6 protein-coding genes are annotated in these 14,934 nt (G+C 73.0%); all 6 read left to right on the top strand.

Annotated elements, in window-relative coordinates:
• Window positions 1-26: 26 nt before the first annotated feature.
• Window positions 27-7,430 (top strand): amino acid adenylation domain-containing protein, encoded by a 7,404-nt coding sequence (locus QIT00_RS29580; RefSeq protein WP_282538503.1) that lies wholly within the window; start codon window positions 27-29, stop codon window positions 7,428-7,430.
• Window positions 7,427-8,641: an FAD-dependent monooxygenase gene (locus QIT00_RS29575; RefSeq protein WP_282538502.1), complete on the top strand. Its 1,215-nt coding sequence runs from the start codon at window positions 7,427-7,429 to the stop codon at window positions 8,639-8,641. The genes QIT00_RS29580 and QIT00_RS29575 overlap by 4 nt, the downstream gene beginning before the upstream one ends.
• Window positions 8,638-10,029 (top strand): phthiocerol/phthiodiolone dimycocerosyl transferase family protein, encoded by a 1,392-nt coding sequence (locus QIT00_RS29570; protein WP_282538501.1) that lies wholly within the window; start codon window positions 8,638-8,640, stop codon window positions 10,027-10,029. The genes QIT00_RS29575 and QIT00_RS29570 overlap by 4 nt, the downstream gene beginning before the upstream one ends.
• Before the next feature lie 47 nt (window positions 10,030-10,076).
• Window positions 10,077-10,961: an SDR family oxidoreductase gene (locus QIT00_RS29565; protein ID WP_282538500.1), complete on the top strand. Its 885-nt coding sequence runs from the start codon at window positions 10,077-10,079 to the stop codon at window positions 10,959-10,961.
• 160 nt (window positions 10,962-11,121) lie between these two features.
• Window positions 11,122-11,583 carry a nuclear transport factor 2 family protein gene (locus tag QIT00_RS29560; RefSeq protein ID WP_282538499.1) on the top strand — a complete coding sequence of 154 codons (462 nt, stop codon included), beginning with the start codon at window positions 11,122-11,124 and terminating at the stop codon, window positions 11,581-11,583.
• Between the two features lie 60 nt (window positions 11,584-11,643).
• On the top strand, window positions 11,644-14,934 hold a 3,291-nt coding region (locus tag QIT00_RS29555), incomplete at its 3' end, for a type I polyketide synthase (RefSeq protein WP_282538498.1).

The following is a 14,934-nucleotide window of genomic DNA, read 5'->3' as shown; positions in this document are numbered from 1 at the left end:
AGCAGCAGGAACGATTAGAGGGCGTCGTGAATCCGAGCGAATGGTCACCGTTGACGGCACAGCAACGCGATATCTGGGTGGCCCACTCCCTGTGGCCGACACTGCCCCAGTTCAATGTGCTGCTTTCCCGGCGGTTCGAGGGCGCGGTGGACGTCAAAGCGCTCACGGCCGCCCTGGCGGACGCCGCGAGCCGGTGCGACGTGTTCCGGCTACGGTTCCGTGAGTACGAGGGGGTGCCGCAGCAGCGGGTGTGCGCGGACGAACCCCGCGTGGAGTTCCTGGATTTCTCCGTCGACGCCGACCCGCGGGCCCGCTGCAAGGAGTGGCTCGCCACCACCTTCGACCGGCCGATGACGCTCGGGGACCAGCCCGCGTACGAGCTGGCCGTGCTCAAGGAGAGCGACACGGCCGCGCACACCGTGGTGAAGACGCACCACATCCTGGCCGACGCCTGGGCGCTGAACCTCTTCTTCGCGCAGGTGAGCACCGCCTACGCGCAGGCTACCGGCGCAGACCCGCAGCAGGCCGGTACCACCGCCGACGCTCCGCCCTCCTACCTGGACTGCCTCGCCGACGAGGCGAAGTACCGCGACTCCCCGCAGTACGCGAAGGACACCGCGTACTTCGACACTGTCCTCGACGGCGTGCAGCCGGCGCTCTTCACCCGCAAGGCGCCCAGCGGGGCGCGGAGTTCGGCCCGGCACGCCTTCCGGCTGCCGCAGTCGGCCCTCGAACGCATCCGGGAGCGCGGCGAGTCGCCGTTCGCCTTCGTCGCGACGGCGTTCGCGGTCTACCTGTCGCGCGTCCACCTCGCCGACGACGTGGTGCTCGGTGTCCCGCTGCTCAACCGCCGCGGCCGGGCCCAGCGCAGCACCGTGGGCCACTTCGCCAACACGCTGCCGCTGCGGGTGGACACCGGGAGTGGGCAGACCTTCACGGAGCTGGTCTCCGCGGTGCAGGCCGCCTCCCGCGAGCTCCAACGCCACGAGCGGCTGCCGCTCGGCGAGGTGCTGCGCGCGGCTCCCGCCGACGGCCCGCGCGCCCTGTTCGACGTGACGCTCTCCTACGTCCAGTGGCCCGCCGCGCAGGAGCTGCCCGGGCTGCGCCAGGAGATCACCGGCGGCACCCGCACCCACGACGGCGACGCGCTCGCCGTCGTGGTCAACGAGACTGGCGACGGCGAGGACGTCCTGGTCGAACTCGACTACGCCCGCGACGTGTTCGACGAGGACTTCCCCGTCGAGGCACTCGCCCGGCACCTGCGCAACCTGGTGCTCGGCGCACTGGAGGCACCCGACGTGCCGGTCGGCGAGCTCGTCATGCTGGACGCCGCCGAGCGCCAGGAGCTGACCCTCGGGCACAACCGCACGGCCGTCCGGTTCCCGGAGGAGGCCACCCTGCACGGCCTCTTCGCCGAACAGGCCGCCCGCACCCCGGACCGTACCGCCGTCGTCGGCGGCCCGGACGGCGACCGGCTGACCTACGCCGAGCTGAACGCCCGCGCCGACCGTCTCGCGCACGCGCTGCGCGCCGACGGCGTCGAGAGCGGGGACCGGGTCGCGGTGGTCATGGAGCGCGGCATCACCCTGATGACCGCTGTCCTGGGCACCCTGAAAGCCGGTGCCGCCTACGTGCCGGTGGACCCGGGCTACCCCGCCGCGCGCATTCGCCTCCTCCTGGCGGACAGCGGCGCCAAGGTGACCTTGACCGGCCCGGGCACGCCCCAACTCCCCGACGGCCTGGACACCTTGGTCCGCCCCGTCGACGCGCTGCTCGCCGGTACGCAGCCCGCCCCCAAGGGACCGCCCGACACGGCGACGGGGCCGCGCAACCTCGCGTACGTCGTCTACACCTCGGGCTCCACCGGGCGCCCCAAGGGCGTCATGGTCGAGCACCGCTCGGTGGTCAACCGGCTCGCGTGGATGCAGCGGCGCTACCCGCTCGGCGCGGGCGACGTCCTGCTGCAGAAGACCCCCGTCTCCTTCGACGTATCCGTGTGGGAGCTGTTCTGGTGGACCTTCGCGGGCGCCGGGCTCGCGCTGCCCGCGCCGGGCGCCGAGAAGGACCCGCGCGCGCTGCTCGCCGCCGTCGAGGAACACCGGGTCAGCGTCGTGCACTTCGTGCCCTCCATGTTCGGCCCCTTCCTCGACCTGCTGGAGGCCGAGCCCGCGGCGGCCGCCCGGGCGGCCTCGCTGCGCCGGGTGTTCTGCAGCGGCGAAGCGCTCCCGGCCGAGCAGGTAAACCGCTTCAACCGGCTGTTCGCCGCGGCCCGGCCCGACGGCCCCGCTCCGGCCCTCGTCAACCTCTACGGGCCCACCGAGGCGACCGTCGACGTTTCCTTCCACGACTGCCCCGGCGACGCGGCCGCCGAGGTGAGCCGGGTGCCCATCGGCCTTCCCATCGACAACACCGCCCTGTACGTCCTCGATCCGCACGACCAGCCGCAGCCCGTGGGCGTGCCCGGCGAGCTGTGCATCGGCGGTGTCGGCGTGGCCCGCGGCTACCTCGGCAGGCCCGACCTGACCGCGGAGAAGTTCACCGACGACCCATTCATACCGGGCGGCCGCATCTACCGCACCGGGGACCTGGCCCGCCGCCTGGCCAATGGGGAGCTGGAGTACCTGGGCCGCATGGACGGGCAGGTGAAGCTGCGCGGCAACCGGGTCGAGTTGGGCGAGGTGGAGCACCAGCTGTCGCTGCTGCCCGGCGTGCGCGGCGCGGTGGCACTCGTGCGCGAGCACGGCGGCAAGCAGCTCGTTGGCTGCTACGTCGCCGACACCGAGCTCGCGCCCATCGAGACCCGCACCCATCTGGGCACGGTGCTACCGGAGTTCATGGTCCCGGCCTGGTTCGTGCGGCTCGACCGAATACCACTCACCCCCAACGGAAAGGCCGACCGCAAAGCGCTGCTGCGGCAGCTGCCGCAGCAGTCGGCAACCCCCGAGGCCGAGCACGTGGCGCCGCGCACTGCCACCGAGACGACGCTCGCGGAGATCTGGTCGGAGGTGCTCGGCGTCGAGCGCGTCGGCGTGCACGACGACTACTACGCGCTCGGCGGCGATTCGATCCTCATGCTGCGCGTGCGGGCCGGGGCCGAGCGGCGCGGCCTGCGGCTCGCACTCACCGATATCGCCCGGCACCCGACCGTCGCCGACCTCGCCGAGCACGCAACGCAGTTCAGCGCCGACGAGGCCGAGAGCGCCCCGGCCGACGAGCCGTTCGCCCTGATCACCGGCATGGACAAGGCCCGGCTGCTCGGCCGCGGCGCCGTCGACGCCTACCCGGCGACCCGGCTGCACCTGGGCATGCTCTACCACAGCAGCGAGGACCCCGCGAGCACGGTCTACCGCGACGTCTTCCGCTACCAACTCACCGTCGACTGGGATGAGTCGGCCTTCCGCACCACCTTCGCGCGCCTCGTCGAGCGCCACCCCACGCTGCGCTCCAGCTTCGCACTGGGCGGCTACACGGAGCCGCTGCAGATCGTGCACGCCACAGCAGACGGCGCCCTGCACGTGCACGACCTGCGCGGCCACACCGCCCAGGACGCCGAGGCGGCCGTACTCACCCACATCGAGGAACGGCGCCACCACGCCTACGACTTCGAACAGCCGCCGCTGTACCACGTCCGCGCGCATGTCCGGGACAGCGGGCTGCTCGATCTCGTGCTCAGCTTCCACCACGCGATCCTTGACGGGTGGAGCGTCGCGAACCTGATGAGCGAGCTGCTCCGGGACTACGCCCACGCCCTGGGCGCCGACCTGGCGCCGGTGCCCGAGCAGGCGTTGCCCTCGCAGGCCGCGTACGTCCGCGAGGAGCGCCGCATCCTCGACTCCGCGGAGGCCGGGGAGTTCTGGCGCGACCGGCTCGACGGCGCCGAGCTCGTGCAGCTCGACCCGTTCGTGCCCTACGAGCCGCCGCGCGCCGCCGACGCGGACGCCGGACTCGTCCACCACGTCGAACTCGATGGCGAACTCGACGCCCTGCTACAGGAGTTCGTCCGCACCCAGGCAGTGCCGCTGCGCCTCGTGCTGTTCACCGCGCACTGCCTGACGCTGCGGCTGCTCGCCGCCACCGAGGACGTCACCACCGGCCTCGTGACCCACGGCCGGCCGGAGACGGAGGGCGCGGACCTGCTCGCGGGCCTGTTCCTCAACACCATGCCGTTCCGACTGCGCCCCGGGCAGCAGACGCTGCGCGACGTGGTGGAGGAGGTGGTCCGCGAGGAGCGTGCCGCCCACCCCTACCGGGCCTATCCGCTCAGCGCCGTGCAGGACGACCGCGGCGGCGCCCCGCTGCTCGACTCCGCCTTCACGTTCGTACGCCTGCACAACCTGGAGCCGCTGTTCCAGGCCGGCGGCATCGAGCTGCGCGACCTGACGACGTACGAGGAGACCAATTTCGCGCTCCTGGTCAACGCGATCGTCGACCCGCGCGATCGGCGCACCCGGCTGCGCCTGAACTGTTCCGCCCGCGCCTTCACCGAGACGCAGATGCGGCTGTTCGCGACGGCCTACACGGCGATCCTGCGCCGGATCGTCGAACAGCCCGACGCGGCGGCCCACTTCGGCTTCCTCACCGGCTCCGGCGAGCTGCCCGCCAACCCGGCGCCGCAGCCCGCGGACGTGATGAGCCGGTTCACCGCGAAGGCCGCGGAGCAGCCGGACGCCGAGGCCGTGGTCTTCGGCGAGGTCCGCTGGAGCTACCGGGACCTGGATCGGGCGGCCCGGCAAGTGACGCGGCGGCTGCGCGAACTCGGCGTGCCCGAGGGGGCCGGAGTCGGCATCGCCCTCGACCGCTCGCCCGAGATGATCGCCACCGTGATCGGGGTGCTACGGGCCCGCGCGGCCTGCGTCCCGCTGGACGTGAGCTATCCGCCGGAGCGGATCGCCCGGATGATCGAGCGGGCCGAGCCGTTCCGGGTCATCGCGCACAAGGCGCACGCCGGGCTCGTACCGGACCCGGCGCTGCTGCTGCCGGTCGAGTCCATACCGATGCCGGCCGGAGCAGGCGGCTGGCCGGGCGGAGCGGACGGCGGGCCGGGCGACGGCGCGGACCTGGATCGTAGTGCGGATCTGGACGCGATCGCCGAGGCCCCCGGGCCGCTTCCGCTGGACAGCCTGGCCCTGATCCTGTTCACGTCCGGCTCCTCCGGCGAGCCCAAGGGCGTGGAGCTGCCGCACCGCCTGTGGGCCAACTACACCCAGTGGCAGCTGCGTGCCGAGACCGCCGCGCCCGGTGCCCGCACCCTGCAGTTCGCCCCGCTCAGCTTCGATGTCTCGTTCCAGGAGATCTTCTCCACGTTCGCGGCCGGCGGCACCCTGCACCTGATCTCCGAGGCGGACCGGCGCGACCCCGCCACACTCCTGCGCCACCTGGACGAGCAGGAGATCGAGCGGTGGTTCATGCCCTTCGTCGCGCTCCAGCAGATGGCCGAGGCCGCCGACCTGCTCGGCATCCGGCCGCGCGCGCTGCGCGTGCTCATCTCCTCCGGCGAACAGCTGCGGGTCACCGAGGAGGTACGCCGCCTGTGCGCGGGCCGCCCGACGCTCCTGGAGAACCAGTACGGGCCTACAGAGACCAACATCGCGAGCGCCTACCTGCTCTCCGGCGACCCGGCCGCATGGCCCGCCCTGCCGCCCATCGGCACCGCCATCGACGGCGCCGAGATCCATGTGCTCGACGAGCAGCTGCGGCCGGTCCCGACCGGCGCCCAGGGCGAGATCTACCTCGGCGGTGCCTGTCTCGCGCTCGGCTACCGGGGCCGCGAGGACCTGACCCGGGAGCGGTTCGTGCCGCATCCCTCGGGCCGTCCAGGCGTACGCCTGTACCGCACCGGCGACGTGGGCCGGGTGCTGCCAAGCGGCGACACGGTCTGGCTCGGCCGCGCCGACAACCAGGTCAAGGTACGCGGCTTCCGGGTCGAGCCCGCCGAGGTCGAGGTCGCCATCACGTCGCTCGCCGACGAGTTCCCCGGCATCGGCTCCGCGGCCGTGGTGGCCCGCAAGCGCGGCGACGGCGTCGACTCCTTCCTCGTCGCCTACCTACTCGGCGACGAAGCCGCCCGTGAGCGCGTCGACCTGGACCACCTGCGGGCGCGGCTGCGCACCGTGCTCCCGGAGTACATGGTGCCCGCGCACCTGGGGTGGCTCGACCGGCTGCCGATGACCCCGAGCGGCAAGCGCAACGATGCCGCGCTGCGCGCCCTGCCCCTGGAGACCGGCCCCGCGGTCGCCCCGACGCCGCCGCGCGACACCCACGAGCGGGCCCTCGCCGACATCTTCGGCGAGCTGCTCGGGCGGCCCCAACTGGGCGTGCACGACGACTTCTTCGAAGCGGGCGGCACCTCGCTGACCGCGATGCGGCTGATCGTCACCATCGAGAAGCGGTTCGGCATCCGCATCCCGCTCACCGCGTTCGTGGCGGCGCCCACCGTCGCCATGCTCGCGGAGCGGCTGCGCGACGGCGACGCCGCGCCGGTCTTCGACCCCGTGGTGCCCGTCAAGCACGGCGGCGACCGCACCCCACTCTTCCTCGTCCACCCGCTGGGCGGCAACGTCCTGTGCTACGTACGCCTGGCCCGGCACCTGTCCGACGACCAGCCGCTGTACGCCCTGCAGGCGGCGGGAGCCGAGCCCGGGACCGAGCCGGTGCAGACGATGACCGGCCTGGCGCAAAGCTATCTGGAGGCGATCAGGCGGGTGCAGCCCGAGGGCCCCTACCGCCTCGGCGGCTGGTCCTTCGGCGGCTTCGTCGCCTTCGAAATGGCCCGGCAGCTGCGGCAGTCGGGCGCGGCCGAGGTGTCCCAGCTGATCCTGCTCGACTCGATCGCACCCGACCCCGGGGAGCGGCCCGACGTGGCCGAGCAGGCCATGATGGAGTGGTTCTTCTGGGAGTTGATCTGGGTCGACCGAGGCGGCAGCGCACCCGTGGAACGCATCCCGGACGACTTGCGCACCGACGACGAGCGGCTCGCCTTCATCGCCGAACGCGCGGCCCGGGCCGGGATCGTGCCGGAGCAGACCGCCCGCACCACGGTGCGCAGGCTCTTCGACGTCTACAAGGCCAACTGGGCATCGCTGCGCGACTACATGCCCGAGCCCGAGCCGGTCGACCTCACCCTCGTGAAGGCAACCGCGCCGCTGCCGGACGTGCTGCGGCCCATGCACGGCGCGGCCCGCACCCTGCACGAGGCCCCGGCCAACGGCTGGGCCACCCTCACCAGCGGCCGCATCGACGTCGTCGAGGTCTCCGGCGACCATCTGCTGCTCCTGGACGAGCCGCACGTACAGGCGGTGGGCCGGGCCATCGATGCGTACGCCGCACCCGATGACCGTGACGGCGCCGAGAGCACTGGGAGCGGCCAGAACGCTCAGAACGCTCAGAACGCTCAGAAGAACGTCACCTCCGAGGAAGGGACGGCACTGTGACTGTCGGCCGAGGCAAGAAGGCCGTGGTCGTCGGCGCGGGAATCGGCGGACTCACCGCCGCCGCGGCCCTGCGACGCATCGGGATGGACGTCGAAGTCCACGAACGCGCCCGGGAGTTGCGTCCGGCGGGCGGCGCCATCTCCCTGATGACGAACGCGGTCCTCGCCCTGCGCACTCTCGACATCGACCTGCGGTTCGAGGAGCACGCGGAGATCCTGGAGGAGCTGCACTTCCTCACCAAGCGCGGCAAGCCCATCCGCACGCTGCGGTTCAAGGAGATCTGCGCGCGGCTCGGCGCCCCCAGCTTCGGCATCACCCGCACCCTGCTGCAGCAGCTCCTGCTCAAGGAGATCGACGACTGCCCGGTCCGGCTCGGCGCCGCGGCCACCGGCTTCGAGCCGGACGGCACCGGCGTACGGGTCCGCTTCGAGGACGGCAGTGAGACCTACGGCGACGTCCTCATCGGCGCCGACGGCTTCAACTCGGCGATCCGCCGCGGTCTCACCGGGCCCGAGCAGCCCCGCGAGACCGGCTACCTCTGCTGGGTGGCGACGCCCCGCTTCGAACACCCGCGGATCACCAAGCAGTACGGCGCCCACTACTGGGGCCGCGGCAAGCGCTTCGGCATCGCCAACATCGGCGGCGGCGAGATCTACTGGTGGGGCACCAAGAACATGCCGGCGGCCCGGGCCCGCGACTGGCGTGCCCAGGGCGGCCGGAAGGCCGAGATCGTGCGCGCCTACGCGGGCTGGGCCGACGAGGTGGTCGCCGCGGTCGAGGCCACGCCCTTCGAGGAGATCACCGCTTTCCCGGCCCGGGACCGGCCGTTCCTCGAACGGTGGGGCAAGGGCCCGGTCACGCTGCTCGGCGACGCGGCGCACCCGATGATGACCAGCCTCGGCCAGGGCGCGTGCATGGCGATCGAGGACGCCGTCGTCCTGGCCCACCACCTGCGCGGTGCGGACGACCCCGCTCGGGCGCTGCGGGCCTACGAGGCCGAGCGCCGGCCGCGCACGAAGAAGATCGTCGAGGGTGCGCACGCCCTCAGCGCCCTGGAACAGACCGAGAACCCGCTGCGCATCCTGGGCCGCGACCTGTTCTTCCGGTTCGCGCCCGACTCGGCCGTCGACAAGCAGAACGCGGAGTACCTCGAGTTCCCCGCTCCTGCGGCCGCATCCCCCGACTCCTGCCCCACGAAGGAACAGCCGTGACCCCGATCAACGAGCAGCGGGACGTGGAGCGTCCACTCAGCCCGCTGGAGCGCTGGTACTGGATCTGCGACCAGATCTCGCCGCTGAACGTGCTCGCGCACGCCCGGGTGTACGGGACCCTCCCCGAGGAGGTCCTAGCCCAGGCCCTGGACGCGCTCCAGCGCCGCCACCCGCTGCTGCGCACCGCCATCGCCGCGGACCCGGCGGGCCGCAACCCTCGTTTCGTATCGGCCGGTTCGCGCCCGATCCCGCTGCGCACCGTCACCGCCGCCACGGACCCGGCGGACGACGTGGCGGGCCCGGAGCCCTGGGAGCAGGAGGTGAACGACTACGAGCTGAACACGTCGGTCGACTGGCGCAAGGGCCCGCTGACGCGCGCCACCGTGATCACCCGGGCCGGCACGGTACCCGACGCCGGGGACGTGCACGACCTGGTCCTCACGGTCCCGCACTGCATCGCCGACGGAACCACGGTGCTGACCCTGCTCCAGCAGTGGCTGGAGCTCGCCGCCGAGATCGATGGCGGCGGCCTCACCCCGGGGTGCCCGGCCGTCGCGCCCCAGCGCATCCTGCCCGCGCCGGAGAAGCTGCTGCCCGCCGGCCACCGCGGCCTCGCGGGCCTGCGCAAGGTCGTGGCACAGCAGTTCGCCGACCAGGGCACGGCACGCCGTCGCAAGCCGCGCCGCGTGGAGCCGACCCGGCGGGTGCCGTTCGAGGACCGCCGCACCCGGCTGCTCGCCCGCTCCCTCGACCCCGAGCAGCTCGCAGACCTGGTGGCCGCCTGCCGCCGCGAACAGACGACGGTGCAAGGGGCGCTCGCCGCCGCCATGGTGACCGCCGTCGCCCAGGACGCGGGGGACAGGCCGGGGCCGATGACGGTCGGCTCGCCCATCACGTTCCGCGATGCCCTCGTGCCGCGGGTGACCGAGCGGGAGGTCGGGACGTACGTGGCCACGGTGCCGTCGATCGTCGACTACCGGCCCGGCGGCGCGCTGTGGCCGATGGCCCGGACGATCAGCCGGGACCTGGTGCGGCGCAGGCAGCGCGGCGAGCACCTGACGGCGGTCGCGTCGCTCGGCCCCGTCGCCCCCAAGTCGGTGGCCAAGAGCGGGCGGTTCCTGCGCTTCATGGAGGAGAAGGGGCCGATCACCCTCTGCGTCTCCAACGTCGGCCGCTACGACTTCCCGCACACCGTCGGCCAGTGGCGGGTGTCGCACGCCAAGTTCATCGCGGGCCTGTCGGTGAACGCGTACTACTGCGCGGCGATCAACACCAGCCACGGACAGCTCGCCTGGAACTTCACCCACGTCGAGGGCGCGGTGCCCGCGGAGCGGGCCGAGCGCCTGACCGCCGGCGCGCTCGACGCGGTCCTGGCCGCCCTCAAGTGACCTCGCCCGCCGCCCGATTCGACCCTGCACCACCACCGGAGGAACACATGCCGCACAGGACGGAACCCCGGTCGCCGCACGGCCGGGCCGTCGTCGTCACCGGGGCCTCGTCCGGCCTCGGCGAGGCCACCGCCCAGCGCCTCGCCCAGGTCGGCTTCCAGGTCTTCGCCGGCGTCCGGCGCACTGAGGACGGCGAGCGGCTGCGTGCGTCGGCCCCCGCCCGCATCACGCCCGTGATCACCGACGTGACGGACGAGAAGACCGTCGCGGAGGCCGTGCAGCAGGTCACCGATGCGGTGGCCGACAACGGCCTGTGGGGCCTGGTCAACAACGCGGGAATCGCCGTGACGGCGCCCCTGGAGTGCGTCCCCGCCGAGCTGTTCCGCCGCCAGCTCGACATCAACGTCGTCGGCCAGCTCTCGGTCATCCAGGGGTTCCTGCCACTGCTGCGCGCGGGCGCGGGGCGCGTCGTGAACATCACCTCCGGGCTCGGCAACGTCGCCATCCCCTACCTCGGGGCCTACGCGGCCGCCCAGTTCGCCAAGGAGGCGCTCAGCGATGCGCTGCGCCGCGAGCTGGCGCCGTTCGGGATCCCGGTCTCCGTGGTCCAGCCGGGCGCGATCATGACGCCGATCTGGAGCAAGATGTCCCACGAGGCGCACCAGCTCCTCGACCGGGCCGATGAGCCGGTGCGGGAGCTGTACCGCGACAGCTTCCTGCGCTTCGTGGAGTCCAACGAGCACAGCGCCCGCACCAGCAAGGTGACGCCGGACGACGTCGCGCGCACCGTCTTCCGCGCCCTGATCGCGGGGCGGCCGCGCACCCGGTACGGGGTCGGCAAGGACGCCAACGGCGGCCGGCTGCTCGCCCGGCTGCTGCCCGACCAGGCCATCGACCGGGTCTTCAGCGGCATCACCCGGCAGCCCCGCTGATCCGCTGATCCGCTTCCGGCCTCCCCTCCTTCTCTCGTATGGCCCTCATCCCGCATAGCCCTCATCCCGTATAGCCGCTTGCTTCCCCTTTGCGATCCCCACGTAGAAATCCGGCGCAGAAACCCCGCGCAGAAACGCCGCATAGAAAGAGAGACCGTCGATGCCCGCCAGCACACCCCAGGAGCTCAAGGAGCTCTTCGCCCACAGCCTGCGGCTCCTCACGGAGGCCAGGGTCGAGGAGTGGGTCGACCTGTTCACCGAGGACGGCGTCCTCGAATTCCCCTACCCCGCCTGGGGGTTCCCCGGGCAGATGCAGGGCCGTGAACAACTGCTCGCCCAGATGACGCTGTTCGGCCAGCAGCTCAAGGCCGAGTTCTCCGCGCCGGAGTTCTACACGGCGACCGAGGACGGACTGGTCATCGCCCACTACACCGCCGACTGCACACTGCTCGCCACCGGCGGCGAGTACCACCAGACGTACCTGTCGGTCGTGCGGTTCGAGAACGGAAAGATCAAGCACTTCCAGGACTTCTGGAACCCCTGGCTCCTGATGGAGGCAGCGGGCGGCGAACTCGCCTGGAAGCAGGCGCTGCAGGCCGTGACCGGAGCCTCGCAGGGCTGACCCGCTGCCCGGCCGGCGGCACCGCACCATCAGCTCACCCACCCCGAAGGACAGCAGCACATGATCGACAACCACGGCAGCGACAGCAGCGCGACGACGGCACCAAAGCCGGACGAGCCGATCGCGGTGACGGGTGTGTCCTGCAGGCTGCCCGGGGCGGCGGGACCCGAGGAGTTCTGGCAACTGCTGCGTGCCGGGCGCGACGCGCTCGGCAGGGTTCCTGACGGGCGTTGGGACGACGCCGCCGTGGCCGCGGCCGACGCGGGCCGCGGCGGCGCCGACATCCGGGAGGGCGGGTTCATCGACGGCGTCGACGCGTTCGACGCCGAGTTCTTCGGCGTCTCGGCGCAGGAAGCGCTCGCGATGGACCCGCAGCAGCGGCTTGTGCTCGAGCTGGCCTGGGAGGCGCTCGAGGACGCCCGGATCGTGCCTGCCCGCCTCCAGGGCAGCAGCACCGGCGTCTTCATCGGCGCCATCTGGGACGACTACGCCCGGCTCCTGCACGAGTATGGTCCGGACGCCGTCGACCAGTACAGCCTGACGGGCCTGAACCGCGGCATCATCGCCAACCGGATCTCCTACGCACTGGGGCTGCGGGGCGCAAGCCTGACCCTGGACAGCGCCCAGTCCTCCTCGCTCGTCGCCGTGCACGCGGCCTGCGCCAGCCTGCGCAGCGGCGAGTCGACGGTCGCACTCGCGGGCGGCGTCAACCTCAACCTCCTGCCGGAGAGCAGCCTGACGCTCGCCCGGCTCGGAGCGCTCTCGCCAGACGGCCGCTGTCACGTCCTCGACGCCGCCGCGAACGGCACCGTGCGCGGCGAGGGCGGCGCGCTCGTGGTGCTCAAGCCGCTGAGCGCGGCGCTCGCCGCGGGCGACCCCGTGTACTGCGTGATCCGGGGCAGCGCCGTCAACAACGACGGAGCGACCCCGGGCCTGACGACGCCGAGCGCCGAGACACAGAGCGCGTCGCTGCGGTCCGCCTGCCGCCGCGCGGGCATCGATCCGGCCCATCTGCAGTACCTCGAACTGCACGGCACCGGAACGCCGGTGGGCGACCCCATCGAGGCCCGGGCCGTGGGAACGGTGACCGCGCCGGGGCGGCCGGCCGACGCGCCGCTGCGCGTGGGCTCCGTAAAGACCAACGTCGGCCACCTGGAGGGCGCCGCCGGCATCGTCGGCCTCGTCAAGACCGCGCTCAGCATCCGCCACCGCCAGCTGCCGCCGAGCCTGAACTTCACGACCCCCAACCCTGCCGTCGACCTGGACGAGTTGCAGCTGCGCGTGCAGCAGGAGTTCGGCCCCTGGCCGGCGCCGGAGGCCCCGCTGCTCGCCGCTGTCGGCTCGCTCGGTGTGGGCGGCACCAACTGCCACGTGGTGCTCGGAGACGGGCCTCTTGAGGAGGGTCCGCTGGATTCCCTCCCGAAGTCCCGGACGGTGGCCGGAACTCAGGGGCAGGCCGATGCCGTAACCGCGGCAGCGGACACCGCAAGCGCCGGTCAGGCCGACGGCGTGGCCACAGCAGCAGACGCCGTGACGGCACCACGGGACGCCACCGCTGCCGACGGCCGGGACGCCGCCCCTCTGCCCTGGGTCCTCTCCGCCCGCACCGACGCCGCGCTGCGCGCCCAGGCCGCCCGGCTCGTCGAGCACGTCGAGGCGCGGCCGGAGGCCGACCCCGCGGGCGTGGGTCTGGCCCTGGCCACCACCCGTACCGCCTTCGCGCGCCGCGCCGCCGTCGTCGGCGCGGCGCGCGAGGAACTGCTCGACGGCCTGCGCGCCCTGGCCGCGGGCATGCCGTCGCCGCACGCCGTCGCCGGTGCCCCCGTGCCGGGGCGGCTCGCCGTGCTCTTCGGCGGGGGTGGCAGCCAGCACCCCGGCATGGGCCGTGAGCTGTACGCCGTCCACTCCGTCTACGCCCGCGCCTTCGACGAGGTCTGCGACCACCTCGACCGTCATCTGGACCGGCCCGTCCGCGAGTTGATCCTCGCCGAGCCTGGCTCCCCCGAGGCGGAGCTGCTCGACCGCACCGACTACGCGCTGCCCGCTCTGATGGCCGTCGAGATCGCCCTGTACCGCCTGTACGAGAGCTGGGGCCTCGAACCCGACTACGTCACCGGCCACTCCATGGGCGAACTCACCGCCGCACACGTCGCGGGCGTCCTGTCGCTGCCCGATGTCTGCGCCCTGGCGACGGTACGGGCCCGCCTGATCCAGTCCGCCGCCGGCGGCGCCATGGCCGCGGTGCAGGCGAGCGAGCAAGAAGTGCTCGACTCCTTCGGGCCACACGCCGAGGCTCTGTCGATCGCCGCGCTCAACTCGCCCGACGGCACCGTCGTCTCCGGCGACGAGGACGCGGTGCTCGCGCTGTGCGCGCAGTGGCGGGAGCGCGGCCGCAAGACCAAGCGGCTCGCCGTCACCGTCGCGGGCCACTCCCCGCACATGGACGGCATCCTCGACGAGTTCGGCCGGGCCGCCGCCACCCTCGACTACGCCCCGGCCCGCATCCCGGTGGTGTCCAACGTGACCGGCCGGCTCGCCACCGACGAGCAGCTCACCTCGCCCGACTACTGGGTCCGGCACGTCCGCGCCACGGTCCGCTTCGCCGACGGCATCCGCACCCTGTACGACGAGGGCGTCACCGCCTTCCTCGAACTGTCGCCGTCCGCGGTGCTCGCGCAGGCCGTCGCCACCACGCTCGAAGGCCACGAGCCGCGGCCCGTCACGGTCTCCGCGATCCAGCGCGACCGCTCCGAGTCCCGAGCCGCTCTCGCCGCGCTCGCCCACCTGCACACGGCGGGCGTGGACTGGGACTGGTCCGCCGTCTTCCCTGCCGGTACGGCGCCGAGCGCGCTGCCGACGTACACCTTCCAGCGCCGGAGCTACTGGCCGGACCCGGCGGGCCGCCGCCGGGGCACCGGGGCGAGGGGCGCGCGGGGCGGCCTGCGCCCGCTCAGCGACGCAGCGGCCGACCCGTCCGACGGCCCGACCGCCGCGCTGCGGCAGCGCCTCGCCGGACTCCCACGGGCCGAACAGGAGGCGATACTCGGCGAGTTGGTACGGGCCACGACCACAGTCGTCCTGGGGCGGGCCGACGCCGCGACGCTCGACCAGGACGCGCCGTTCACGGATCTGGGCGTCACTTCGTTGCGCGCCGTCGAGCTGCGCAACCACCTGGACAACGCCACGGGCCTGAGCCTTCCGGTCACTCTGGTCTTCGACCACCCGACGGCGAGCGCCGTCACCGCCCACCTGACGGACCTGCTCACCGGGGCCCTCCACGACGAAGCCGCGGACGCCCACGCCGACGGCCCGGCACCGTTGGCGGTCCTGGCGGCCGCTGCGGACGAGCCG

The organism is Streptomyces luteolus, from assembly GCF_029968015.1.
Classification (GTDB): domain Bacteria; phylum Actinomycetota; class Actinomycetes; order Streptomycetales; family Streptomycetaceae; genus Streptomyces; species Streptomyces luteolus.
The sequence above is the reverse complement of the archived record's forward strand: the minus strand, read 5'-3'. Positions and strand labels throughout refer to the sequence as shown.